Annotated in this window: 19 protein-coding genes; 9 read left to right on the forward strand and 10 right to left on the reverse strand. The window is 62.7% G+C overall.

Going from position 1 to position 20,145, the window contains the following annotated elements; all coding sequences use genetic code 11:
* The first annotated feature begins 5 nt into the window (after window positions 1-5).
* Window positions 6-884: a hypothetical protein gene (locus GNZ12_RS32465; protein WP_172316126.1), complete on the forward strand. Its 879-nt coding sequence runs from the start codon at window positions 6-8 to the stop codon at window positions 882-884.
* A gap of 20 nt (window positions 885-904) precedes the next feature.
* Here the strand turns inward: GNZ12_RS32465 and GNZ12_RS32470 are convergent, their stop codons facing one another.
* Both GNZ12_RS32470 and GNZ12_RS32475 read right to left on the reverse strand, forming a co-directional pair.
* Window positions 905-2,356 (reverse strand): FAD-binding oxidoreductase, encoded by a 1,452-nt coding sequence (locus tag GNZ12_RS32470; protein ID WP_235993949.1) that lies wholly within the window; start codon window positions 2,354-2,356, stop codon window positions 905-907.
* Complete coding sequence (locus tag GNZ12_RS32475) at window positions 2,353-3,342, reverse strand: isopenicillin N synthase family dioxygenase (protein WP_172316127.1); 990 nt, start codon at window positions 3,340-3,342, stop codon at window positions 2,353-2,355. Before GNZ12_RS32475 ends, GNZ12_RS32470 begins: the two co-directional genes overlap by 4 nt.
* Before the next feature lie 298 nt (window positions 3,343-3,640).
* Here GNZ12_RS32475 and GNZ12_RS32480 point away from each other — a divergent pair, with 298 nt between their 5' ends.
* The 5 genes from GNZ12_RS32480 (at window position 3,641) to hutC (GNZ12_RS32500) (ending at window position 7,575) form a co-directional block, all read left to right on the forward strand.
* Complete coding sequence (locus GNZ12_RS32480; protein ID WP_172316128.1) at window positions 3,641-4,468, forward strand: transporter substrate-binding domain-containing protein; 828 nt, start codon at window positions 3,641-3,643, stop codon at window positions 4,466-4,468.
* 128 nt (window positions 4,469-4,596) lie between these two features.
* A complete protein-coding gene (locus GNZ12_RS32485) occupies window positions 4,597-5,247 on the forward strand; it encodes an amino acid ABC transporter permease (RefSeq protein WP_172316129.1) in 651 nt (216 codons plus the stop codon).
* Between the two features lie 29 nt (window positions 5,248-5,276).
* On the forward strand, window positions 5,277-5,939 hold the full coding sequence (locus GNZ12_RS32490; protein ID WP_172316130.1) for an amino acid ABC transporter permease: 663 nt from the start codon (window positions 5,277-5,279) through the stop codon (window positions 5,937-5,939).
* A gap of 20 nt (window positions 5,940-5,959) precedes the next feature.
* Window positions 5,960-6,829 (forward strand): amino acid ABC transporter ATP-binding protein, encoded by an 870-nt coding sequence (locus GNZ12_RS32495; protein WP_328806095.1) that lies wholly within the window; start codon window positions 5,960-5,962, stop codon window positions 6,827-6,829.
* Window positions 6,826-7,575, forward strand: coding sequence for a histidine utilization repressor (hutC, locus tag GNZ12_RS32500; protein ID WP_172316131.1), 750 nt, complete (start codon window positions 6,826-6,828; stop codon window positions 7,573-7,575). Before GNZ12_RS32495 ends, hutC (GNZ12_RS32500) begins: the two co-directional genes overlap by 4 nt.
* Before the next feature lie 37 nt (window positions 7,576-7,612).
* Here hutC (GNZ12_RS32500) and hutC (GNZ12_RS32505) read toward each other — a convergent pair whose 3' ends face one another.
* The 8 genes from hutC (GNZ12_RS32505) to GNZ12_RS32540 all read right to left on the reverse strand — a co-directional run bounded on the left by hutC (GNZ12_RS32505) (window position 7,613) and on the right by GNZ12_RS32540 (window position 15,368).
* Window positions 7,613-8,296 (reverse strand): histidine utilization repressor, encoded by a 684-nt coding sequence (gene hutC / locus GNZ12_RS32505; RefSeq protein WP_216673451.1) that lies wholly within the window; start codon window positions 8,294-8,296, stop codon window positions 7,613-7,615.
* 221 nt (window positions 8,297-8,517) lie between these two features.
* Entirely contained in the window at window positions 8,518-10,161 is a 1,644-nt protein-coding gene (locus GNZ12_RS32510) for an HAL/PAL/TAL family ammonia-lyase (RefSeq protein WP_172316133.1), read from the reverse strand.
* Window positions 10,162-10,215: 54 nt separating this feature from the next.
* Complete coding sequence (locus GNZ12_RS32515; RefSeq protein WP_028197383.1) at window positions 10,216-11,007, reverse strand: ABC transporter ATP-binding protein; 792 nt, start codon at window positions 11,005-11,007, stop codon at window positions 10,216-10,218.
* Between the two features lie 33 nt (window positions 11,008-11,040).
* Entirely contained in the window at window positions 11,041-11,796 is a 756-nt protein-coding gene (locus tag GNZ12_RS32520) for an ABC transporter permease (protein ID WP_172316134.1), read from the reverse strand.
* 15 nt (window positions 11,797-11,811) lie between these two features.
* On the reverse strand, window positions 11,812-12,534 hold the full coding sequence (locus GNZ12_RS32525; RefSeq protein WP_172316135.1) for an ABC transporter permease: 723 nt from the start codon (window positions 12,532-12,534) through the stop codon (window positions 11,812-11,814).
* Window positions 12,535-12,625: 91 nt separating this feature from the next.
* Window positions 12,626-13,450 (reverse strand): transporter substrate-binding domain-containing protein, encoded by an 825-nt coding sequence (locus GNZ12_RS32530; RefSeq protein WP_216673452.1) that lies wholly within the window; start codon window positions 13,448-13,450, stop codon window positions 12,626-12,628.
* A 325-nt stretch (window positions 13,451-13,775) separates the two neighbouring features.
* Entirely contained in the window at window positions 13,776-14,456 is a 681-nt protein-coding gene (locus GNZ12_RS32535; protein ID WP_172316137.1) for a methyltransferase family protein, read from the reverse strand.
* A 72-nt stretch (window positions 14,457-14,528) separates the two neighbouring features.
* Complete coding sequence (locus tag GNZ12_RS32540; RefSeq protein ID WP_172316138.1) at window positions 14,529-15,368, reverse strand: arylamine N-acetyltransferase family protein; 840 nt, start codon at window positions 15,366-15,368, stop codon at window positions 14,529-14,531.
* A 500-nt stretch (window positions 15,369-15,868) separates the two neighbouring features.
* Between GNZ12_RS32540 and GNZ12_RS32545 the strand changes: the two genes are divergently transcribed.
* The 3 genes from GNZ12_RS32545 (at window position 15,869) to GNZ12_RS32555 (ending at window position 20,090) form a co-directional block, all read left to right on the forward strand.
* Entirely contained in the window at window positions 15,869-17,392 is a 1,524-nt protein-coding gene (locus tag GNZ12_RS32545) for a carbohydrate porin (RefSeq protein WP_172316139.1), read from the forward strand.
* A 100-nt stretch (window positions 17,393-17,492) separates the two neighbouring features.
* Window positions 17,493-18,644: an NHL repeat-containing protein gene (locus GNZ12_RS32550; protein ID WP_172316140.1), complete on the forward strand. Its 1,152-nt coding sequence runs from the start codon at window positions 17,493-17,495 to the stop codon at window positions 18,642-18,644.
* 87 nt (window positions 18,645-18,731) lie between these two features.
* Window positions 18,732-20,090: a Dyp-type peroxidase gene (locus GNZ12_RS32555; RefSeq protein WP_172316141.1), complete on the forward strand. Its 1,359-nt coding sequence runs from the start codon at window positions 18,732-18,734 to the stop codon at window positions 20,088-20,090.
* The last annotated feature ends 55 nt before the right edge of the window (window positions 20,091-20,145 follow it).

The raw sequence follows: 20,145 nt of genomic DNA on the forward strand, positions 1-20,145 counted from the left end.
GACGCGTGTCATCGCGTCCACTTTGCCTTGCAAGACATAATCAAATCCCGCCATCAATAGCAACACGGCCGCGGGCTTCACACTTCAGGACGATTTCACAGAAAACTATGGAACAGTTGACCTTCGGGGCTTGCGTCAAAAAAGGCTGGATCAGTTCGTGGCAAGCCGTCACGCAAATGCCCTGGTTGTTCCTGGGTGTCTGCGCGGTATTGGCCTGCACCTCGCTGCTGATAGGGCAACGCCCCGCCGCCACTGACAATATGGACTCGATGACGCGTGTCGGCCACGGCCTGCTGTCGCTGGTCTGGTTCTTTCTACAGCTGGCGGTATCTGGCACGCTGACCATCAAGGTCCATCGTTTCGTGCTGCTTGGCGAAGGCGCGCACCCGCTCGTGCCGCTCAACGGCAAGCCGCTCGCCCGCTATGCGCTGGTGTGGCTCGCCATCATGCTGATTGTGCTGGCGATTATAGGATTCACCTTTGTCGCCATGCGCGCGCTCAAGATGGGATTCCTGGTTTACGTGCCGCTGCTGCTCATTTATCTATTCGTGCTTATCCGTCTGAGCCTGCTTTATCCGTCCATTGCCCTCGGCAGCCGGGTTGCCTTGCGTGCGGCGTGGAGGGACAGCCGTGGACACGTATGGAGCATCATCGGCGTGGGCTTCGTGACTTATGTGCCGCTCTTTGTCGTCACCGTCCTTTTATTCGTGCTCGTCGGCCCGAAGATGCTGGCCGCGCACCAGACCCAGGGCCTGGCCGTCGTCGCGATTATTCAGGCGCTGCTCAATGCTGTTTTCGTCGTGTTCGCCGCAGCCTCGCTGTCATGGCTGTACCGGCGCTACGCCAACGAGCTGCTGACGCACGCTGAAGACGCGCCGCGTTGAATCGCGCGGCACGCCTTCGGTCAAAACAGCTTGCCCGGATTCAGAATGCCGTGCGGGTCCAGCGCGTGTTTGATCGCCGCCATGGCGGCCAATTCAGCCGGCGAGCGCGAGATCGGCAAGAACTCGCGCTTGAGCAAGCCGATCCCGTGTTCCGCCGACACCGAGCCGTGCAACGGCCTGAGCATCTCGTAGACGAACGCATACACCGCATGATGATCGACGCCGGGGATCGAATGGCCGTCCACGGTGACATGCAGATTCGAATCGCCGATATGGCCGAAAAAATACGACGCGTTGCCCGGCCAGCGCTGATCGAGCGCCGCGCGGCAACGATCGACAAAAGCGCCGATCTCGCCGATGGGCAAACTCACGTCGAAGTTGATCGCATCCAGCCGCACCGGAAACTCGGCGGTGCACTCGCGAATCGCCCACAACGCGCGCACATCAGCGACCGATTGCGCGATCACCGCGTCGCGGATCGCTTCTGAATCGAGCGCTTCGGCCAGCGCGGCAGAGAAGCGTTCGCCGTCGTCGCTCGCGTCGAAGCTCGCGTGTTCGATCAGTGCATAGAGCGGGTGCGAGTCGGCGAACGGCGAGCGCGTGCCCGTCAGCTTCACGCCGAAATCGTAGAAATCCGGCCACATGATCTCGAACGCGCCGATGTCGTTGCCAAAGCGCGTCGACAGGCGGCGCAGCAGGTTCACGGCGGCGTCGTACCCGTCAAGGGCGACGAGCGCCGTGTGGCGCGCCGCGCGCGGCGGATGGAGCCGCAGCACCGCGCGCGTGATCACGCCGAGCGTGCCTTCCGAACCGATAAACCAGTGTTTCAGGTCATAGCCGGTGTTGTTCTTGACCATCTTGCCGAGTGAAGTCAGCACGTCGCCGTTGGCAAGCACAACTTCGAGACCGAGCACCTGGTCGCGCGCGGTGCCCGACTGGATCACGCGATTGCCGCCTGCGTTGGTCGCCAGATTGCCGCCGATCTGGCACGAGCCTCGTGCGCCGAGATCGAGCGCGAGTTCGAAGCCGGCTTCGGCGGCCGACTCCTGGGCGGTTTGCAAGGTGGTGCCGGCGCGCACGGTTAACGTGGCCGAAGCGGTGTCAATTTCTTCCACGCCGGTGAGCCGTTCGAGCGACAGCGCAATATCGGTCGCGCGCGCAATCGCGCCGCCGGCGAGACCGGTCATGCCGCCCTGCGGCACCACCGGTTGATGCGCGGCGTGGCAAATCGCCAACGCGCGAGAGACGTCTTCCGTGCTGCGCGGCAAGAGCAGCGCGGCAGGACGCGTCGGATCGTGGCGTGTCCAGTCGGTCATCGCGTGTTCGCCGATCTGCTCGCCGACCCGCACCACGTCGGCACCGAGCGCGGCACGTAGCGCATCGAGCGTTGCAGAAAGTGGCGCTGCGCCGTGGGTTGCGTTGCGGGCCGCGCTGCTGCCTGCTACGCCGTTAGTCAAACTGTTATCTGTCATGCAGTAGTTCCTTGCTTTCCTTCAACGGCTGCTTTCTTCCGATAACCCATCGAATCGTTGATCCGCCCGAGGATATAGTCACCCGCGGCGACCGGTTGGTACTTGAGGTCGGCGTCGCTCGTGCCGAGCTCACGTGGATCGACCATCGCACCGTAAGTGGGATCATAAAACGTCGCGATCGAATAGCGCTCGCGCCCCGACGCATTGATCACGCGATGCAAGGTGGAGCGGAAGCGGTCATTAGTCCAGCGCGCCAGCAGATCGCCGACGTTCACCACGAAGCTGCCTTCGACCGGCGGCGCATCGACCCACGTATCGTTGGCGATCTCACGCACCTGCAAGCCGCCCACCCGATCCTGCCATAGCAAAGTAATGCAGCCGTAGTCGGTATGCGGCGCGACGCCGAACTGATCCGCGTCAGACTGGGGCGGCTGCGGCGGATAGTAGACCATCTGCGTGCGCTGCATCCGCTTCGTATAGCGCGGCGCGAAGAAATGCTCGTCAACGCCGAGACTTACCGCCACCGCCCGCAGCAGATCGGCGCCGCATGCCGCGACCGCTTCGTAGTAACCATACAGCGCGGGCCGCAACCCGGGCATGAAATCCGGCCAGTTGTTCGGCCCACGCAGCGCCTGGCCCGCGCGCACATCGGGATCGTCCTCCGGCAACTCGAGGCCGATGCTGAAGAACTCCTTGTAGTCGGGGCGCTTCGCCTGATACATGGTGGCGTCGCCGAGCGCGTTGAAACCTCGATGCCTTTGATTGACCGCCGCGCGCCGCTTCGTCTCCACCGGAAACGCAAAGAACGTGCGCGCCGCCTGTTCGGCTGCATCGATTGCCATTTGCGGCACGCCGTGATTGACGATATAGAAGAAGCCGATCGTCGTGCACGCCTCGCGGATTTCGTGCGCCACGCGCGTCAAAGCCTGCGGGTCGCCCGCGCGAACGCCGGCAAGATCGATGATCGGAATACGGGTCACGGGCATTGCGCTGCTCCCAGGAAGGCCGGCCAATTCAACTGAGGAAAGAGGCTTGCACACGGAGGCTGACACATCACTCGCGACTCGCTCGCGCGCCTCGTGCATCCTCGTGCGTCTTCGTTGTATATACCGCCAAAAGCGCACCCGCAAGTTGCTTCGTGGGGGTTCAGGTAAGGGATTTTCTCTACTCGCGCGTTTATTTATTTCACGCGGAAACTGCGGTATATACTGCCTCGCATGACTCGCGCAAGGTCCGCTGACGAACCGCTTTCGCGCGACACCGCTTTGCCAACCGGAGAATCCCATGAGCATCCTTGCAGGCTGGAAGTGTCGTTTGGTCATGCTGGCGTTATGCGCGGCAAGCGTCACCGCCCACGCGGAAGACCAGCTCGCCAAAGTAAAGAAAGCCGGCGAACTGGTGGTCGGCACCGAGATGCAGTTCGCGCCCTTCGACTTCCTTGAAAACGGCCAGCAAGCGGGCTTCAATAAGGACCTGTTCGCCGAGGTCGGCAAGGAAATGGGCGTGAAGGTGCGCTTCATCGACTTGCCGTGGCCGAGCGTGCTGCCGGGTCTCGAAGCCGGCAAGTTCGATATGGTGGGCGGCCCGCTGACGGTCACCAAGGCGCGCATGGAACGCTACACGTACACCCTGCCGATCGCGGACGCCACCGACGCGCTGCTCAAGCGCGCCAACGACGCCTCCGTCAAGCAATCTTCGGATATCGCCGGCAAGACTGTCGGCGCGGGCAAAGGCTCGGCCCAGCTCGACCAGTTGAAGACGTACGTCGCCACCTTGCCGAAACCGCCTGAAATCCGCGAATACGTCGACAACAATCAGGCTTACGCCGACCTCGCTGCCGGTCGCATCGTGGCGGTCGCGAATTCGATGACCAACATCGCGTACGTCGCCAAACAACGCCCCGACACCTTCGCCGTGGTCCAGCCGCCGTTCGGCGCGAAAGTGTACTTTGCTTACTGCCTGCGCAAAGACGCGGATAGCAAGCCGCTCGCCGATGCCTTCAATGCTGCGCTCGTGAAAATGCACAACGACGGGCGCCTCGCGGCCTTGCAGAAAAAGTGGTTCGGTGTCGAGATGGATGCGCCGACGACGATGCCGACGCCGAACTATTGATGCAACTGACGCACCGCTGGCTTGATGTTTCGATGTTTTGATGTTTTGCAGCACGCGTTCCTGATGCATGCGATGCGCGCTTTTCGACGGGCCGCATCGCCCTCTCCGTTCTAGCGAGTGCGACGCTTATGTTCAGCACAACCGTCTTTCTACAAGGCTTGCCGCTGCTGCTGCATGCGGCGCTCGCCACTATCGGCATTTCGCTAACGGGTCTCCTGATCGGTTTCTTCGTCGCGATCGCCGTGTGTGCGGCACGCCTCTCGCCGAAGCGCGCCGCGCGCATGTTCGGCGGCGCTTACGTGTTCTTTTTTCGCGGCGTGCCGATGCTGGTGCAACTGTTGCTGGTGTACTACCTGCTGCCATTCGCCGGAATCAACGTGTCGCCCATCGTCGCTGCGATCAGCGCCGTATCGCTGTGTTCCGCCTCCTACATCGCCGAGATTCTGCGCGGCGGTTTCCTCAGCATTCCGCCAGGGCATATCGAAGCCGCGCGCATGCTCGGGCTCTCACCGTTCGACATGCTGCGACGCATTCTCGTGCCGCAGGCGTTTCGCTTGACGCTGCCCTCGCTCGTCAATGAAATGGTGCTGCTGATCAAGGCTTCGTCGCTGATCTCGGTGGTGGGTGTGGCCGAGTTGACGCGCACCGCGCAGAACATCGCGGCCAGCACCTATCGGCCGCTTGAAGCCTACCTCGCCGCCGGGCTGATTTACTTTGTGATCTGCGGAAACCTGGCGCTCGTCGCACATGCCACCGAATACCGTTTGCAGCACGCCTGACCGACCCTGAGCTTGAGATCGAATAAGCCATGCAAAAGCTCGACCCCACCGTCATCACGCACAATCTGCAGCCGATTGCCGCCGGTCTCGCGACCACACTCGGCACCTGGGCCGCGGGCGTGGGGATCGGCATCCTGATCGGCTTTCTGATCGCCGTGCTCCAGCTCTTTTGCGGACGCTGGGTGCGCGGCGCATTGCGCTTCTATATCGAACTGTTTCGTGGCACGCCGTTTCTGGTACAACTGTTTTTGCTCTACTACGGCGGTCCTTCCTTCGGCCTCACGCTCGAACCAATGACAGCCGGCGTGCTCGGCTTGGGCCTCTACGGCAGCGCGTATTTCGCGGAAGCATTCCGCTCGGGCTTTCAATCGGTGCCGCCCGGTCATCTCGAAGCGGCATCCTGTCTCGGACTTACCCGCTGGCAAGCCGTCCTGCGCATTCAGGTGCCGCAAATGCTGGTGCTGATCGTGCCCGCGCTCACCAATCTGATTATCGTGCTGAGCAAGGAAACCGCGGTGCTGTCGATCGTCACCGTGCCCGAACTCACGTTCGTGCTGACCGGCATCGGTTCGGCTACCTTCGCTTTCGTCGAAACGCTGCTGGTGCTGTGCGTGTGCTATCTCGCGCTGGTCGAACTGACCTCGCGCGTGGGTATGTGGGCCGAAACCCGCATCGCGCGCTTCATGGCATGAACGGAAATCCGGACCACCCTATGAACGCTATCGCCGACATGCCGTCCTCCACGTCCACCGCTGCCTTCGATACGCCGCCCGGCGCGCCGCTGATCGAAGTGCGCGACCTGAAGAAACGCTTCGGCGACGTCGAAGTGCTGCGCGGCGTCGATCTCGAGATTGCCCGCTCCGAAGTGGTCTGCATTATCGGCCCATCGGGCTCGGGCAAGAGCACGTTGCTGCGCTGCCTCGCCGCGCTCGAAACCTACGATCAAGGCGACGTGCGTATCGAAGGCGAACTGCTCGGCTACAGCGAGCGCAACGGAAAACGCGTGCGAGCGTCGCAAAGCGAGATCAATCGCGTGCGGCGCAACGTCGGCATGGTGTTTCAGCAATTCAATCTGTGGCCGCACATGACGGCGCTCGGCAATGTGATGGAAGCGTTGCTGCGCGTGCGCCACCTATCGCGCGACGAAGCGCGCCGCCGCGCCCATGCGATGCTCGAAACAGTCGGCCTCGCGCATAAGGGCGACGCCTACCCGTCGAAACTTTCGGGCGGCCAGCAGCAGCGCGTTGCCATTGCACGCGCGCTGGCGATGGAGCCGCACATCATGCTGTTCGACGAGCCGACCTCGGCGCTCGATCCCGAGCTGGTCGGCGAAGTGCTGCAGGTGATGAAGCAGCTCGCGCGCGACGGCATGACGATGGCCGTGGTCACGCACGAAATGGGCTTTGCCGCCCAGGTTGCCGACAAGGTGATGTTCATCGATCAGGGGCGCATCGCCGTGCAGGGCAAACCGCGCGACGTCTTTCACGACGCGGGGCAGCCGCGTTTGCGGCAGTTCCTGCAAAACTACTTCGACCGCAATGCCTTCTGGGCGCGCGGTCCCGACGATGTCGAGCAGCCATGAAAACCGCACACGTGGTGACTGACGCACCGGCCTCCCGCTACGAACAGGTCAAGAACCACATCCGCCAGATCATCGAATCGGGCGCGCGGCAAGCGGGCGACCGTCTGCCGTCCGAACAGGACCTGGTCGCGGCGTTAGGCGTGTCGCGCATGACGGCAAACCGCGCGCTGCGCGAACTCGCCGACGAAGGCCTCGTCACCCGCGTGTCCGGCGTCGGCACCTTCGTCGCGCAAGCCAAGCCGCAATCGACGCTGCTGATGATCGCCCATATCGGCGACGAGATCCGCTCGCGGGGTCACGAATACAGCTACGACACGGTCCTCTCGCAACGCGAAGCCGCACCGGTGACGGTGTCGAACGCGCTAGGGCTCACGCCCGGCGCTTCCGTGTTTCACGTGATTTGCGTGCATCGTGAGAACGGTTTGCCGGTGCAGCTCGAAGACCGTTACGTCAATCCGGCAACCGCGCCTGACTTCCTGAAACAGGATTTCTCCACAACGAGGCCGTCCGAATATCTGTACGTGACCGTGCCTGCGCACGACGTCGAGCATGTCGTCGACGCGGGTCTGCCGACGCGCGCCGAAGCTGAGTTGCTGGAAATTCGCGCCGATGAGCCGTGCCTGACGCTGATGCGCCGCACATGGACGAGCGGCGTTGCGGTCACGTTCGCGCGTTTCGTGCATCCGGGCTCGCGCTATCGGCTGGGTTGCCGGTTCACGCCGGATCTGTCGCAGCGCCAGGGCTAGCGGCGCGAACGCCGTGTCCTTGCCCACGTCTTGCCATTCACACGTTGCCGGCCAGATGAAAACGCGACGCCGGATGCCACAACTGCACCGACGTCGCCACGTCGTCACCCACCCACGTGCGGCGCCATAGCTGCAAGCAGGGCTCACCAATATCCATCATCAGATGCCGCCGCACATATGCGTCGGGCTTCTGCGCATAGATGCGAAACTCCGCGCGCTGGATCGGCGCGAGCCGCACCATGTAGTGATTCGGGGTCTCGACGGTGAAGTCCTGTTGCAGGTAGTCGGGGAACACCTTCGGATTGACGTAGCGATCTTCGTACTGGATCGGCTCGCCCTCTTCGCTGTGCACGATGCACGAATGAAACGCCGGGCCGCCGGCGAGGCCGAGCGCTTCGAGCGCGTGCGGATCGTCGCTCGGTTCGAGCGTCAGCACACGCGCCGAATGGCGATGGCCACGCGCGGCGATTTCGTCGGCGATATTGCGAATTTCCAGCACCGTCGATTCGTAGCGCTGCGGCGCGACAAACGTGCCGGAACCTTGCACACGCGTCAGCACGCGTTCGGTGGTGAGCTCGCGCAGTGCGCGCGATACCGTCATGCGCGCGACGCCGAACTCCTTGACCAGCTCCGTTTCGGATGGGATCAAGCCGCCGGGCTTCCAGTCGCCCTCGCTGATGCGCCTGATCACGTAGCGCTTGATCTGCTCATAGGCGGGCATCGCCTTGGCGGGTGTCTCCTGGGTGCGGCCAGGACTGTCCTGCGTGTCTGCGGTTTGCGCGTTTGTGTTTGTAATAGTGTTCACGTCGACCTCGTGGGTGGTACGCGGATGGTACACATTCGTCCGGTTCACCGGCGGGTAAGCCTGCTCACCGGCTTTTGTCTCCGTCAATTCAATCCATCTAGTCGGGTCCGTCAATTCAAGCCAATCAACTGAATCCCTCAACCTGCGTGGGCAGCCGCCTGGCCATCATTGGCCGCCGGGTCGGCGCCGAGCTTGCCCGCGGCGCTCACGTTAGTCAAGCTCGCCAAGGCGCCAAGACCAGCGCCGCTGACTGAAGCGTCCGGCCCGGGCCGAATATTACCCGGGTTTGGCAGCGGTGGCGGCATTCCATCAGCAATCATGCGAAACGCGATCGTCATGTCGTCCGCGAGCGGCCGGTCGTCGCGATAGGTCGGCACGACGCCGCGTACGCGTTGCCAGAGCGCGTCAGTATGTGGTGCACGCGGCGCATCGATGCGTTGCAGATCGTAGGCTTGTGCTGCTGCCAGCAATTCGATCGCGACGATACGCCCGGCGTTGTCGATGATCTCCAGCGCTTTCAACGCAGCGGGCGTGGCATGGCACAGGTGGTCCTCCTGCAGGCCGGACGTAATGCCGCCATCGAGACTCGCGGGCATCGCGAGGCGCCGGTTCTGCGCCACCAGCGAGGCCGCCGTGTACTGCGCGATCATGAAACCGGAACAGGTGCCGCCCGGCTTCGCGAGAAACGCCGGCAAACCGCTCACGAGCGGATTGACGAGGCGGTCGAGGCGCCGCTCGGCCATCGCCGCGACTTGCGCGATCGCGGTTGCGAGACTGTCCATTGCCAGTGCGATCGAAGCCCCCACCGCGTGTGCCTGCGAATAGACGCGTGGGTTTTCTGGCGTGCCGGCGACGATCGGGTTGTCGGTAATCGATGCGAGCTCGCGGTTGAGCACTTCGGCGGTCGCGGCTAGCACGTCGCGTGCGGCGCCGTGCACGTGCGGAATGGTTCGCAAGCTCAACGGGTCTTGCGTGCGCTGGCCGACCACCGCGGCGAGGATGCCGCTGTCGGCAAGCGCCGCGCGCATCCGTTCGCCGACGAGGGTCAGGCCGGGCGAGATGCGCAATGCCAGCGATTCGGCATCGAACGCGGCGAGCTGGCCGCGCAGATTCTCGAAGCTCATCGCGGCAACCACATCGCACCAGTCGAGCAGGCGCTCGGCGCGCGCCAGCGCCAACGCGGCGAGACCCGTCACGCACGGCGTGCCGTTGACGAGGCTCAGGCCTTCCTTGGCTTCGAGCACCAGCGGTTCGAGCCCGAGCATCCGCAACGCCTCGCGCCCTTTGAGCCGTTCGCCGCGATAGCGCACATAGCCTTCGCCGATACATACCAGCGCAATATGCGCCATATGGCTCAGATAACCGACCGAGCCGAATGTCGGCACTTCGGGCAAGCAATCGGCGTTGATCAACGCGACGAGCCGGTCGGCGACTGCAAGGCGAATCCCCGAATGTCCGTGCGCATAATTGTTGACGGCCGCTACCATGATCGCGCGCGTTTCAGCCGTACCGAGTGGCACGCCGACGCCGACTGCGTGACTCATCAGTATGTTGCGCGACAGCGTGTGCTGCTCGGACGGCGACACGATCACGTCGCACAACGCACCGACGCCGGTATTCACGCCATATGCGCGAATGCCGCGCGCGACGATCTGCTCGACCAGCTCGCGCGACGCAGCGATCCGTGCACGCGCATCGGCAGAAAGCTCAAGCGGCTCGCCGGCAGCAACCTCTGCGACCTGACGCCAGTTGAGAGAACAATCGGAACGGATGACGGCCATGATAGTGCTCTGCCCGGTGAAGTGACGAGGGGGCGACCAGCTAATGCTGATCGGTTAGTTAGTCGTGCGATCCTGATGGCTCGACACGAATTGGCGGAAGCGGTCCGACTTGCACTCGACGAACACTTCGTCCGGCGTACCGTCGGCTTCTACCTGACCCTGATGCAGGAACATCACGCGATTCGACACATGCCGCGCGAAACCCATCTCGTGTGTGACGACCAGCATCGTGCGGCCCTCTTCAGCGAGCGAGCGCATCACGCGCAGCACTTCGCCGACCAGTTCGGGGTCGAGTGCCGAGGTCGGTTCGTCGAACAGCATCACCTTCGGATGCATGGCCAAAGCACGCGCGATCGCCACACGCTGCTGCTGACCGCCGGACAAATGTGCCGGATAGTGACCGCGCTTTTCCGCCAGACCGACTTTCGCCAGCAGCGCTTCCGCTTCCTCAACCGATTCGGCGCGGCTGCGCTTTTGTACACGCATCGGCCCCTCGATCAGATTCTCCAGCACGGTCATATGCGACCACAGATTGAAGTTCTGAAACACCATGCCGAGTTGCGAGCGCACCCGGTCCACCTGGCGGCGGTCGCTCGGTTGCAGCTTGCCGTCGCCGCGCCGCTTCATTTTCAGCTCTTCGCCGCCGAGCGCCACCGAGCCGTCATCCGGCGTTTCGAGCAGATTCAGGCAGCGCAGGAAAGTGCTTTTGCCGGAGCCGCTCGCGCCGAGAATCGAAATCACATCGCCTTGATGGGCGTCGAGCGAAATGCCTTTGAGCACGTGGTGGTCGCCGAACGACTTATGGATGTTCTTGACCGACAGTGCAACAGGTGCGGTAGCGTTCATGGAGTTCTCCAGATTCTGCAAGATAGCGATCGTTCAGGGCGCGGCGCGGCGTGCTTCGGTCGTGGTTGAAACCGGTCGCTTCGGCGAGCCTTGCGCGGGCGCCGCACGCAGATGGCGCGACAGGCGTGTCTCGAGGAAACCGAGCAAACGCACGATGACGAAATTCAGGAACAGATAGATCAACGCGGCGCAGATGAATACTTCAGTGGTGCGATACGTTTGCTGAATGATCTGCTGCGCGACGCCGGTCACTTCCCACACGGTGACGAGACTCGCGAGCGCGGTGGATTTGACGAGCAGCACAGCCTCAGTCGAATACGCGGGCAAACACTGGCGCAAAGCAATCGGCCCGATCACGCGGCGCAAAAGCGCGAAACCCGACAAGCCGATCGAATAGCCCGCTTCGATCTGACCGACCGGCACGGCCATCAATCCCCCACGGATAATCTCAGCGGTATATCCGGCAGTGCACAGCGCCAAGGATAAAACCGCGCACATGTACGGCTCGCGCAACACCGGCCACAGGAAGCTCTCGCGAATCACGCCGAACTGGCCCATGCCGTAATAGACGAGGAACATCTGGATCAACAGCGGCGAGCCACGAAAAACGAGGATATAGGCACGCGCGAAGCGATTCGGCAACCAGTGCGGCGACACGCGCATCGTGACGATCACGAGCGAAAGCAAGCCGCCCAGAATCAACGAGCAGAAGAACAGCCCGAGCGTGGTCGGCACGGCGGCGATCAGTTGCCGCAGCGTGTCGAGCAGGAAATCGAAGTCGAAATGCATGATGTCCGGTCCTCGTCAGTTGCGCGCGAAATTGCGCTTGAAGGATCGGCCCACGCGCGCTTCGGCGCGGTTGAAGACCCGGTTCGAAATGCTCGTCATCAGCAGATACAGTGCGCCGCCCACCACGAAGAACGTGAAGTACTGATGCGTCGAACCCGCCGCCACCTGGCTGGCGCGCAGCAGTTCGGCCAGCCCCGTGACGGAAATCAGCGCCGAGTCTTTCAGGCTCAATTGCCAGACGTTGCCGATGCCTGGCAACGCGAAACGCAAGACTTGTGGAATCAGGATGCGGCGCGCCATGGTCATGGTGGGCATGCCGATCGAACGCGCCGCTTCGAGTTCGCCCCGCGAGACCGCGAGCACCGCAGAGCGATACACCTCAGCCTGGTACGCGCCGGAAATCATGCCGACCGCGAGCGCCCCGATCACGAATGGCGGCACGCCGACAAAGCCGTCCGCGCCGAACCATTGACCAATCGTGGTCACGAGCGTCGAGCCGCCGAAATAGAACAGATAGATGACGAGCAACTCAGGCACACCGCGAAACACGGTGGTGTACACATCGCCGATCACGCGCAGCGTGCGATACCGCGACAGCTTGGCAGCCGCGATCAGTGCGCCGAAGACGGCGCCGACCGCCAGCGCTGCGAGCGTGAGCGCGACCGTCATCAATGCCGCGAGCAGCAACACGCCGCCCCAGCCTTCCGGCCCGAAGCCGAGCATCTCTATCAGAGCCATTCCCTATCCCTCAACCAATACGGCGGATCGAACCAGCCGGCATGCGCGGCGTGACACCGCGCATGCCGCTACAGCTGAACGTTCAGGCGAATCAAGGCGTGACGTTGGTGTTGAACCACTTCGTGGAGAGTTTCTTGACGGTGCCATCGGCAAGCGCAGCACTGAGCGCGGTATCGAACTTCGCTTTCAGGTCGGCGTCCTGCTTGCGGAATGCGAGGCCTTCGCCGGGCCCCCAGATCGGGCCGCCGATCTTCGGGCCAGCAATGACGACCGACGCGGCATTTTTCTTGTCGATGTTGGCGGCGTAGTAGGTTACGTCGTCGAACGAGGCGTCGATACGGCCGTTGGCCAGATCGAGGTCGCGCTCAGGCGAAGTTTTGTAGACACGGATCGTGGCGACGTCCTTGAAACTGTCGTTGATGAATTTGGTGTAGACGGTGCCCGACTGAATGCCGATGGTCTTGCCCTTCAGTTGCTTGCGCAAGGCGTCGACCGTGGGTTGATCGGTTTTCGGATCGCCCGACAACTTGACGACGGGCGCGGTCGGCACGGCCTTGGGCAGTACTTTCACGTCACTCACGGCGAACGTGGCCGGTGTGGCGGCATACGGCTTCGAGAACGCGATGATCTTTTCGCGCTCCGGCGTGATCGAGATCGCGTCCATCAGGACGTCGAACTTGCCGGCCTGCAGACCAGGGATCATGCCGTCCCAGTCTTGCGCCACAAGGTTGCACTGCAGCTTGATGCGTTCGCACAGATTGGCGACTAGTTCAGGTTCGAAACCACCCAACTTGCCGCCCGGCAAGGTCAGGTTCCACGGTGCGTAACTGCCTTCCAGCGCGATCGTCACCGTCTTCCAGTCTTTCGCCTGCACCGGTGCCGCGAAAATCGTCGCGGCGCCGAGAACGGCGCCCATCAATGCTTTTGCTAACGTCGTGCGCTTCACTTTCACGTCGAAACTCCTTGGATTGAGGAAACCGTCGAACTGGATTTTTAACCGCCACTTAATTTGTATAGACAAGTCTGCATTAATCAAAAAGCCGTCGCAAGAAGATTTATTTGAAATTGCGGGGATCGTCGGGTAAGCCCCTATACGTCCCCGTCCAACAGGGAATTCAAGGGGGTTTTGAGTGGGGAAAGACGGAATGCGGTGGCGGCCGTGTGCGCCAGCGTGGTGCACTTTGTCTAGACAGGTTGGTGCTTGAAGCGCTGACGCGCTCCGGGTTGGCGCATTGCGCGCCCTACCAGACAAACGGCACGAAGCGATAGCGCACACGCGTGGTGTAGTCGGTATAGCCCTCGAGTTGCGCGGCCAGCACGCGCTCCTCGCGTACCGCGCGCCAACCGGTACCGATCACCAGCAGCGGCACGCAGGCAAGCCCCCACCACGAGCCGAGCAGTAATGGCGTGCCGATGAACAACAGCAGCGCGGCCGAGTACATCGGATGACGAACATGGGCATACGGCCCGGTGTCGATGACTTTATGACCGCGGCTTGCCTGGATCTTGATGACCGGCGCAGCATAGCTATTGGCCCTGAAGACGATCAGGCACATGAAGAGGCAGACAAAAATGCACAGCGAGCCGAGACTCACCAGCCAGACTGGCAACGGCGCCGACCAGCGATAACGCATTGCGTCGAATCCCATCAGGACGAGCCAGGCGCACCACATCACCGTCACGCCCACCATGAAAAAGCGGTCCCAGCGGCTTTGTTGCGCCTGAACGATCGGCGCGAGACGCTCGGCAAGCAGGCCAGGATCGTGACGCGCCAGCCAGAAACCGACCCATAAACTCAGCCCGCCGGTCTCGATCAGATACCACCACCCCGCAGGCCAGGCGAGCGTGCCCGCGGCGCCGAACAGCAGCGCGCCCATGCAGACCAGCCAGACCGTCGTTTGCAGAATGAGGCGCGTGATCATAGTGGGTTTGTGGCGCTCGCTGGTGGTGGGTGGTTGCCGGTGCGCGTAGCTGGTGCCTGTTATGCGCCTGTCTCAGGCGGAGGCCGCCGCCGGTGAGCGCACGCGCCCGAATACTTCCGCAATGTCGACGTCGCCCGTGTTCAGACCGAATTGATCGCACAGGCAGGCTGCGAGTTCGGCGGCGCCCTTGAGTTGCCGTTCGCTGATGATCTGGCCGTCCGCCGCGCGTTCGTTCAGTTGGTCGTCGAACAGTGTCAGGCGCGATTCTGCCAGGACCCGGCAAACGATCAGATGGTTCAGGAAGACCGAATCCGGTGCGGTCGAGGTGTACCAGTTCGAAGTTTCGTAGTCGATCCATTCGACCGGGTGCAGGTCGAAACGGTAGACGCGGGCCCAGGTGTCATCGCGAGATTGGACTTCGAGGTAGAGCGCGTTGCGCGATGCGTCGGCCAGGCGGAACGTGCCCAGTTGCGTGGGCTGCGCGGTGCCTGCGATCAGGCGCAGCGGTGAGGCTAACGTCACGCTGCCGAAGCCGACGTCGGCGATCCATGCTTCGTTTTTGATGTCGACGCGCAGGACCATGTGCGTGCGAGGGGGGATGGTGCCGGGTTCGCGGCCCCACAGGACCCGGCCTAGCAGGGGCGTTACGTTGAAGCCCAACTGCGTCAGAACATTCGCGAAGAGCGCGTTCTGTTCAAAGCAGTAGCCACCACGCTTTTGCGTGATCAGTTTTTGTTCGACTGATTCGAGATCGAGTTTTACCGCGCGCCGCGTGAGCGGGTTCAGGTTCTCGAAGGGGATCGATCTGGGGTGCAGGTTGTGGAGGGCCTGGAGCACTTCCAACGTCGCCGCGCGAGGTCCTTTGTAGCCTATGCGGGTGAAGTAGTTTTCCAGATTCACGGTGTGTGACATCGGTGTCGTCCCGGTTTGGTTTGGGGCGCTGGGCGCTTAAGGGCTTCGCACTGCCGCGCGGCTTCGGAAGACGATCATAGCGTCTTTTGTTGTCTGCCCAAGGTGTCGGCCTTCGTTGTTTTCGTAGTGGTCCGCGTTGGCCGATAGACACCGCCCCCGTGCGGGGCAACGCCTACTTCAGAAAGCGCTCATGACTGCCCGCCCTTCAACGCCGCGGACGCGCTGCTGTATACGACCCAAACCATACTAAAACATTACGCTTAAATTCCATTTAATTTACAGCTAGACAGTCTTTAGTAGCAGTACGTAAAACTCAAAATTACATACCAGTAATATTGATGCGAATCGTTCTCATTAGTATTGACGCACCTATTCCGCATGCGTACGATCTCGCCATCTGCTGCATCTGGCGTCGCGAACCGATGTGGCAAATCGCAGGTACACGGTGACGTCACGCCGCGATAGTCAGATCAGTCGATACAACACAAACAAGGATTTCGATGCAGTTCGCCCAAACAACTGAACCCGCCGGCCAGGCGCGTTCGTTTCGCGACTCCGCCTCGCGCGCCGGTGCCATGCGCCGTTCGCGTTTGCCCTCGATGCGGCGCGCCGCGCTTTGCACGGCTTTCGCGTGGGCTTCGTTGACCGCCGGCGTAGCCATGGCCGACGCCAATCCCGATGCAACACCTGAGGCACCGGAAGCCGACCTGAACATCAAGGCAACACAGACGAATCAGTGGACCGGCGTCTGGGGTCGCCAGACGTTGCTCGGCGACATCGGCGGCCTGCGCCCGTGGCTCGGCAAATACGGCGTGACGTTCGCGCTCACCGAAACCAGTGAAGTACTCGACAACCTCCGCGGCGGTCTCGCGCGCGGCGCGGATTACGACGGCCTGACGACCGCGACCTTGCAGGTGGATACGCAAAAGGCATTCGGTTTGCCCGGCGGCCTGTTCAACGTCAGCGCCTTGCAGATCCACGGGGCCAATCTCAGCGCCAACAAGCTAGGCACGCTGAATACGGCGAGCGGTATCGAAGCCGAAGACGCCACCCGCCTCTGGGAACTGTGGTACCAGCAGTCGTTCCTGGACAAGCGCGTCGACGTCAAGATCGGTCAGCAAAGTATCGATCAGGAATTCATCACCAGCTCGAATGCGGCACTGTTCGTCAATACGATGTTCGGCTGGCCTGCGCTGCCGTCGTATGACATGCCCTCGGGCGGTCCGGCTTATCCGCTGTCCGACCTCGGCGTGCGCGTGCGCGGCCAGATCACGCCTTCGTTGACGGCGCTCGCCGGCGTATTCGACGGCGATCCGCTCGGCAGCAACCCGAACAACAAGAGCGGCACCAACTTCAACCTGCATAACGGCACGCTGTTCATCGGCGAGTTGCAGTACGCGATCAACCAGCCGGCCGACGGCGAAATGGTCAGCGCGGGCGGCGGCGGTTTGCCGGGCACCTACAAAGTCGGCGTCTGGTACAACAACGAAAGCTTTGCCGATCAGCGCTTCGACAACACCGGCCTTTCGCTTGCGAACCCGGCGAGCACCGGCGTCGCGCAGAATCATCACGGCGACTACAGCTTCTACGCGGTAGCCGACCAGATGGTCTGGCGCCCGGATCCGGACGAGCCGCGCAGCCTCAACGTCTTCGCGCGCGTGATGGGCGCACCGGGAGACCGCAACCTGGTGAGCGTGTCGGCCAACCTGGGCATCGTGCTGAAAGCACCGTTCGCCGGCCGCGACAACGATAGCGCCGGCATCGCGCTCACGTACCTCAAGATCGGCAACCATACGAACGGTCTCGACCAGGACAACCTCGCCTTCAGCGGCGGCCCGTACGGCGTGCGTACCAGCGAAACCACGCTCGAAGCGACCTACCAGTACCAGGTCAACCCGTGGTGGCAGTTGCAAGCCGATGCGCAATACACGTTCAATGCCGGCGCCGGCCAGAACCCGAGCGATCCAACGCAGCCGCTGCGCAACACGTTCGTCGTCGGCTTGCGGACCAACATTACGTTCTGATGCCGTCCACCATCACCCCAAACGCTCAAGACAAATCGAATCCCATGCTTTCGATCATGACCGCAACTACCGCTTTGTGTGCAGGCACGGAGGCTCACTCATGAACAATCCCACGCGCAAGTTCTCGTCGCGCGCCGCGCGGGCCCTGATCGCCGCCTCGGTCAGCGCTGCCGCATTCGCGACAGCCGGCCTCGCGTACGCTGAGCCGCAAGGTTTCCTCGAAACCGTCAAGCATCACACCACGCTGATCAACACCGTGCCGGATAACGGCGACCAGAATCCGTACGCGGTCGTGGTCGCGCCGGTCACGGCAGGCACCGTCAAGCAAGGCGATGTGCTGGTCGGCAACTTCAACAACTCGACCAATCTGCAAGGCACCGGCAGCACGATCATCAACTATCACCCGGACACCAGGCAGATGACGGTGTTCGCCACGGTGCCGCGCGATCTGAAGGAGTGCCCGGGCGGCATCGGTCTGTCGACCGCGATGACGATGCTCAAGTCGGGCTACGTGATCGTCGGCAGCACGCCGAGCAATGACGGTACAACCGGCACCAAGGGCGCCGGCTGTCTGATCGTGATCGATCCGAACGGCAAAGTTGCGTCGACCATCACCAGTCCGAACATCAACGATCCGTGGGGCAACATGGCGGTCGTCGATAACGGCACGAGCGCGACGCTGTTCGTCAGCAATGCGGGCTTCGGTGTAGGCGGTGCGGATGGCAATCCGCCGGTGTTCAAGCAGGCCACCGTGCTGCGTCTGGACCTTGACGTGCCGGCCGGCAAGCCGCCCGTCGTGAAGAAGGAAACCGTGATCGGCAGCGGCTTCGGCGCGCAGGCTGACAAGGGCGTGTTCCTCGTCGGCCCGACCGGACTCGCGCTGTCGAGCGATCAGAAACTGCTGTACGTGTCCGATGCCATCGGCAACCGCATCACCGAAATCGACGAACCGATGACGCGCGACACCAGCGCCGGCGTGGGCCGTCAACTGACCGCCGACGGGCTGCTGCACCGCCCGCTCGCGATGGTCACCGCGCCCAACGGCCACCTGCTCGTCACCAACGCGCTGAATGGCCAGATCGTGGAAATCGACCCTGCCAGCGGCAAGCAGATTTACGCTCGCTGGATCGACACCGACAAGGCACAATCGCCCCCGGGCAACGGCGATCTGTTCGGCCTCGCGATGACGCCTGAAGGCGACGGTTTCTACTACGTGCAGGACGACGTGAACACCCTGGTGCTCGCGAAGTAAACGAAGAAGCAAAGACGGACGCAGATCCGGCCACTGAGCCGGACGCAACCCCGGCACCCCCCACGGCCAAATGAAGGTGAAGTAATCATGGCAAACGATCAACCCCCGCGGCCCTCACGGCGCGGCTTTCTGAAGGCCGGCAGTGCGGCGGTCGCGGCGGGCGCAAGCCTCGGCGCGACCGGTGTCGCCCAGGCCGCGCTCGGCAAGACACCGGCGCACGCCGCAGATCCGACCATGGCGGTCGAGCCGTTCTACGGCCTGCACCAAGGCGGCATCGTCACGCCGCAGCAAAGCCACACGTATGTCGCCGCCCTCGATCTCACGACCGAGAAACGCGATGACGTGATCGCCCTGCTGCGCGCCTGGACCGACGCTGCGGCCCGCATGACGCAAGGCAAGACGGCCGCGCCGTTGCCGCCGGCCGACGCGGCTAATACGGCTACTAATACGGCCGATGCGGCGAATGCCAACGGCGCGTATGACGCAGCCAGCAACAAGGGCGCCCCGGATTCCGCCGATGTGCTCGGCCTCGGCCCCTGCGGCTTGACGATCACCTTCGGCTTCGGCCCGGGTCTCTTCACGAAGGACGGCAAGGACCGCTACGGGCTGGCCTCGCGCCGCCCCGCCTCGCTCGTCGATTTGCCGCGCTTTAATGGCGATCAACTGATCGCCGAGAAAACCGGCGGCGACCTGTTCATTCAGGCCTGCGCGAACGATCAGCAGGTCGCGTTTCACGCGGTCCGGCAACTGTCGCGCCTCGCCGCCGGCGTGGCGACGATGCGCTGGGGCCAGTCCGGCTTCCTGTCGGGTCCACGCGGGCAGACGCCGCGCAATCTGATGGGCTTCAAGGACGGCACCAACAATCCGTCGACCGCCAAGCCGCAGTTGATGAACGAGTTCATCTGGGCCGGCGCCACCGCCGACGCGCCGTGGATGGAAGGCGGCACCTATACGGTCGTGCGCCGCATCCGCATCACGCTCGAACACTGGGACAACACCGAGGTCGGCTTCCAGGAACAGGTGTTCGGCCGTCACAAGTACAGCGGCGCGCCGATCGGCAAGAAGAACGAGTTCGATCCGGTGGACCTGAAGGAAGAGGACAAGGACGGTAATCCGGTAATTCCGGAGAACTCGCACATGCGGCTGTCGAATCAGGCGAGCAACAACGGCGCGCAGATTCTGCGCCGTTCGTACTCGTATAACGAAGGCACGAATTTCTACATCGAGCGCTGGCCGCCGTGGCGCCAGGAAACCGAGTACGACGCGGGACTGATTTTCCTTGCTCACCAGAGCGACCCGCGCAAGGGCTTCATTCCGATCAACGAAAAGCTCGCGAAGTTCGACATGATGAACCAGTTCACGACGCACGTCGGCAGCGCGATTTTCGCTGTGCCGCCGGGCGCGAAGCCGGGTTCTTATATCGGAGCGGGGCTGTTCGAGACGTAATGCAAGCCGCGAAGCAGGCCGCCGGCAAGCCACGAGGCAAGCGGCGGCCTATCGA

The organism is Paraburkholderia solitsugae (genome assembly GCF_013177695.1).
Classification (GTDB): domain Bacteria; phylum Pseudomonadota; class Gammaproteobacteria; order Burkholderiales; family Burkholderiaceae; genus Paraburkholderia; species Paraburkholderia solitsugae.

What these genes read in the sequence shown, in the direction of transcription:
- GNZ12_RS32470 (WP_235993949.1), bottom strand. Translation starts at nt 2,356, where the DNA reads ATGACAGATAACAGTTTGACTAACGGCGTAGCAGGCAGCAGCGCGGCC.
- GNZ12_RS32475 (WP_172316127.1), bottom strand. Translation starts at nt 3,342, where the DNA reads ATGCCCGTGACCCGTATTCCGATCATCGATCTTGCCGGCGTTCGCGCG.
- GNZ12_RS32480 (WP_172316128.1), top strand. Translation starts at nt 3,641, where the DNA reads ATGAGCATCCTTGCAGGCTGGAAGTGTCGTTTGGTCATGCTGGCGTTA.
- GNZ12_RS32485 (WP_172316129.1), top strand. Translation starts at nt 4,597, where the DNA reads ATGTTCAGCACAACCGTCTTTCTACAAGGCTTGCCGCTGCTGCTGCAT.
- GNZ12_RS32490 (WP_172316130.1), top strand. Translation starts at nt 5,277, where the DNA reads ATGCAAAAGCTCGACCCCACCGTCATCACGCACAATCTGCAGCCGATT.
- GNZ12_RS32495 (WP_328806095.1), top strand. Translation starts at nt 5,960, where the DNA reads ATGAACGCTATCGCCGACATGCCGTCCTCCACGTCCACCGCTGCCTTC.
- hutC (WP_172316131.1), top strand. Translation starts at nt 6,826, where the DNA reads ATGAAAACCGCACACGTGGTGACTGACGCACCGGCCTCCCGCTACGAA.
- hutC (WP_216673451.1), bottom strand. Translation starts at nt 8,296, where the DNA reads ATGCCCGCCTATGAGCAGATCAAGCGCTACGTGATCAGGCGCATCAGC.
- GNZ12_RS32510 (WP_172316133.1), bottom strand. Translation starts at nt 10,161, where the DNA reads ATGGCCGTCATCCGTTCCGATTGTTCTCTCAACTGGCGTCAGGTCGCA.
- GNZ12_RS32515 (WP_028197383.1), bottom strand. Translation starts at nt 11,007, where the DNA reads ATGAACGCTACCGCACCTGTTGCACTGTCGGTCAAGAACATCCATAAG.
- GNZ12_RS32520 (WP_172316134.1), bottom strand. Translation starts at nt 11,796, where the DNA reads ATGCATTTCGACTTCGATTTCCTGCTCGACACGCTGCGGCAACTGATC.
- GNZ12_RS32525 (WP_172316135.1), bottom strand. Translation starts at nt 12,534, where the DNA reads ATGGCTCTGATAGAGATGCTCGGCTTCGGGCCGGAAGGCTGGGGCGGC.
- GNZ12_RS32530 (WP_216673452.1), bottom strand. Translation starts at nt 13,450, where the DNA reads ATGGGCGCCGTTCTCGGCGCCGCGACGATTTTCGCGGCACCGGTGCAG.
- GNZ12_RS32535 (WP_172316137.1), bottom strand. Translation starts at nt 14,456, where the DNA reads ATGATCACGCGCCTCATTCTGCAAACGACGGTCTGGCTGGTCTGCATG.
- GNZ12_RS32540 (WP_172316138.1), bottom strand. Translation starts at nt 15,368, where the DNA reads ATGTCACACACCGTGAATCTGGAAAACTACTTCACCCGCATAGGCTAC.
- GNZ12_RS32545 (WP_172316139.1), top strand. Translation starts at nt 15,869, where the DNA reads ATGCAGTTCGCCCAAACAACTGAACCCGCCGGCCAGGCGCGTTCGTTT.
- GNZ12_RS32550 (WP_172316140.1), top strand. Translation starts at nt 17,493, where the DNA reads ATGAACAATCCCACGCGCAAGTTCTCGTCGCGCGCCGCGCGGGCCCTG.
- GNZ12_RS32555 (WP_172316141.1), top strand. Translation starts at nt 18,732, where the DNA reads ATGGCAAACGATCAACCCCCGCGGCCCTCACGGCGCGGCTTTCTGAAG.